The organism is Streptomyces sp. NPDC051207 (assembly GCF_040682395.1).
GTDB lineage: Bacteria > Actinomycetota > Actinomycetes > Streptomycetales > Streptomycetaceae > Streptomyces.
On the sequence record NZ_JBFBAX010000073.1, the window covers coordinates 1 to 3519 of the forward strand.

General features: G+C 66.7%; 3 protein-coding genes and 1 pseudogene. All 4 read left to right on the plus strand.

The annotated features are described in order from the left end of the window. Nucleotides 1-1075: pseudogene (locus tag AB0M97_RS30695) on the plus strand (hypothetical protein); the annotation flags it as partial. Beyond that, nucleotides 1072-1929 (plus strand): hypothetical protein, encoded by an 858-nt coding sequence (locus tag AB0M97_RS30700; protein ID WP_365964252.1) that lies wholly within the window; start codon nt 1072-1074, stop codon nt 1927-1929. The pseudogene AB0M97_RS30695 and the gene AB0M97_RS30700, both read left to right, overlap by 4 nt. A gap of 203 nt (nt 1930-2132) precedes the next feature. Continuing rightward, nucleotides 2133-3146 (plus strand): hypothetical protein, encoded by a 1014-nt coding sequence (locus tag AB0M97_RS30705; RefSeq protein ID WP_365964253.1) that lies wholly within the window; start codon nt 2133-2135, stop codon nt 3144-3146. A gap of 45 nt (nt 3147-3191) precedes the next feature. Next, nucleotides 3192-3519 (plus strand): pentapeptide repeat-containing protein (locus AB0M97_RS30710; protein WP_365964254.1); only part of this gene is annotated, 328 nt, incomplete at its 3' end.

The following is a 3519-nucleotide window of genomic DNA, read 5'->3' on the forward strand; positions in this document are numbered from 1 at the left end:
CGACGAGGGCGGCAACGTCGTGCAGAAGGGCGCGGACGGCCCGGGCGACATCGTCGACCAGCCCGATGTGACGCCGCCCGCGTCGGGAGCGGACAACCCGCGCGTGGACTCCCCGGTCCGCGAGCCCGCGCTGGTGGGCGCGGGCGCGGCCACGGTCGACAACGCGGGACAGGCGGTCCGGCTGGGCAGCGACGGGCTCGACGACGTGGGCCGCGTGGGCGAGGACGTCCCGACGGCCCCGGCGGTCCAGGCGGGCGGAGACGTACCCACGGTGCACGCAGGCGGGGATGTGCCGGGTGCTGGGGCGGGGAACAACCTGCCGCGAGGCGCTGCGGACAACGTCCGCGGCGGCAGCGCCGGCGACCAACTGCCCGGCGGCTCGGCACACGACCATGGGCCGGGTCCGTCGGCCACCGATGAGACGCCGGGAGGGGGCGGCGGCCCTACCGAGGACAAAGGCAGTGGGGTGCATGAGACACCTGGTGGCGCTCACGAGCAGCCGTCGTCGGACGGTCAGGATGGCCCGGCATCAGACGCCGGTGACAGGCATGGCGCTTCGGGGGCAGCCGAAGTCACAGGCAGCAGCCCTGGAAACACTGGCCCGCAGGGAGGGAATCAGCCGCGTCCTGTGAAGGAGTGGCCGGCGGGTGACGACATCGCAGGACCCGCTCGCGGTAAGACACTGCTGTATCCGAATGCTCGGCATGACCTCAGCGGGGTCCGCAACGGCGTGCCGAATGACAAGAACACCGTCATTCTGCCAGAATTCAAGGAGAACGTACGTCAGGACATTTCAGAGATCGCGGCGGGACGAGCAGACTTCGATCCTGAAACCCAGCGCTACACGGTCAACGGCAGACGCTATGCTGTGGAACCACACGGTCGGATTTTTCCGGTAGACGGCCCGGGGTTCGTCGAGATGAATCGCGTCGAATACAGCGCACTGAAAGCGATCATGAGGGCTGACGGGGATCTGAGCAAAGTGGAGACCATGTTCAGTAAAGCGCCTCAATTCAGGGAAAATCCCCTGTCCGTGGAAAAGGCCAAAGAGCTGTATAGGAAGTACTACGGATGATGTACGCGTTCCTGACTGGAGGGGGTGGCGTTCTCGAACGCATGTCGGCGATTCTTGCCGAAGCGTTCGATGTCCCGGCAGCCGATATTGATGTGTCGGATGCGTCTGAACTGGAGTCTCGTAACTGGGATGCGCTTGTCACCTGTGAGTATGAATTTATTGCGGGAGATTTGCAGTGGTCGCTGAGTATTTATGCCGCTGAGGAAGTGAAGCATCAGCTGTCAGAGGCGGACTTGGCTCTCCACGTCGCACGTAGACTCGATGTTCCCGTCTTCTTCGCATGGCGCGGAGAAGTGCCCTGGATTCGCCGTGTCGCCTTGCCCGACGGTGGATTGACGCTCGCGCGTGTGGCTGAGCAGGACGATCAGCCGGGATTCTACGTCGAAGCGGCAGAGGCGCCAATCGCAGGGCTGCCCGATGTGCGGGTGATGCATCTCCCAGAAGTCGTACGTGCCTTCGGCATCCCGACTCCAGTGACCGACGCCGTGGCTCCGCGTGGTGTGGGCGACACACAGGAACGGATTCGTGGACTCTTGGTGAACTGGGAACGCTTGTGTGTACGCCTGCGTTCAAACTGGCCCCCCAACAACTGGTACTCGGCTGCCATGTACAAGGAAGACCTCGAATATCGTGACAGCCTCGATGTACTTCTGAGGGATCTTCCCGAAACCGAGCGAGAGAAGTTCGGCGAGGCTTTGAGAGAGCTGGACTCGCAGTACCGGGAACTGACAATTGATGACGGTGGGCAAGCCGTTGGTGCACTTGGTTCGAACGCTGTTGATCTGGCTGGCCGAGCTTGGTACTGGCGTCGGCGTCCTCAGGTGCTTCCCTGGGCGTCGGGTGAGCCTAGGTGACAGGCGCTCTGCGGGAGGCCTGCACCGGCGTGACCAGCGCCGCCTCACACCGTATGCCCGGGGGCCGCTCTTGCGTATCTGCCGGAAATATCTTTATTGAGGGGCACGAGAAGCAGCTGGCCCCGCCGAACTCGGCGTCCTGAATCACTGCTGGGGTCGGCCAACGGCAGTCCTGCCGAGTGGTAGTGGCCGAGAGAGACATCATGAGAGCCACCAGCACCGTAGCCCGCTGGACCTGGGGACGCGAGCACGAGGGAGGCAGCGGCCTGCAGATCTGTTTGCACGAGCTGTTCACCGCCTACGCCGTGCTGAGCGAGCACCGGCTCATGGTCGGTGCTCCGCGGGTGTCTGTGTCCGTGCACGAGGCCGGAAAGAAGAACACGTACCTCTTCCGGGATACGTTCGAGTGGGAAGAGGGCCCGTCGTCGGCGGACGTGGCGAAGAACCTGGCCGACGCGATCACGGCCACGATGCGTGCCGGGGAGATGGGCTCCGTCTACGCGAAGGCCTGGAGCGCGGGTCAGATCGTGGTCGGCGGGGAGGCCCGCGAGGAACCGGACCTCTTCCGTCTGGGGGCCGCCGCGCTGGTCGGTTACATCAGCGTGGACCTGGTGACGACCTCCGACGTCTGGTTGCCGTACGACCTCAAGGGCCGGCCCCAGCCCGACATGTACGCGCTCAACGGCCCACGGCTTTCCGCCGCCCTGCACGACCTCTCGGAAGCCCTGGACGCGGAGACCGACCCGGACGACCCGACATGGTTTGCCAGGCCGAACGAAACCGGTGCCGAGAACTACTTCGACCCGGACGGCACGGCGCGCGACGTCTGGGGAAGCTTCGAAATCCCCTACCGGTACGGGAAGTTCGAGCAGACCCCCGGCTTCGGCCGCGTCGGGTACCAGCGCACGGTCGACGGCGAGGTGACCGCCGTGCCCGTGCGCGGTGAGCGGGGGCTCCTCGGCCATCTGTGGGCCTCCGACGAGGACGACGGCGCGGGGTTCGAACCTCACGACATCGAGGACGACGCGGTCTATCGGGCCGGGCCGGCCTGGCTGGACCGCCTGCGCGCCGCCCACGACCGGGGCCTGCGCCCCTCCGCCGCCCTCGCCGAACTCTCGGCCATGGAGGACACGGAGGGAACCGGCAGAGTGGACCCGACGGTGCCGCCGCGCACCCTGCCCCTGAGCGAGCTGCGCGCTTCCCGCTCTGCCAGGTGAGCCGTACTTGACGGTGCCGACCTCGTCAAGGCTTCCCTGTGGGGAGTGGACGCCACCGGCGCCAGTTGCCGCGGCACGAGATTCATGGGTGCCTCCCTGCCGGCCGTCGACCTCCGCGCCGCCGACCTTCGCGGCGCCGTCTTCGGCCGGAACTCGTTCCACGTCACCCTGGACGAGCAGACCGAGTTGGCGCCACGGGGTCCGTCCTCGGTCCCGTCACCCTCGTGGACGGTGTCGGGCGGCACGGGCTCCGCGGCGCCGGGCTCGAGGCGTGGCTCAGGGCCTGGGCACGCTGGTGGGCTTCGGTGGCTGGGAGGCGATGGGGCAGGCGTGGAAGGGCCTGGCGCAGCTGGCGACGGGTCTGGTGCTGACG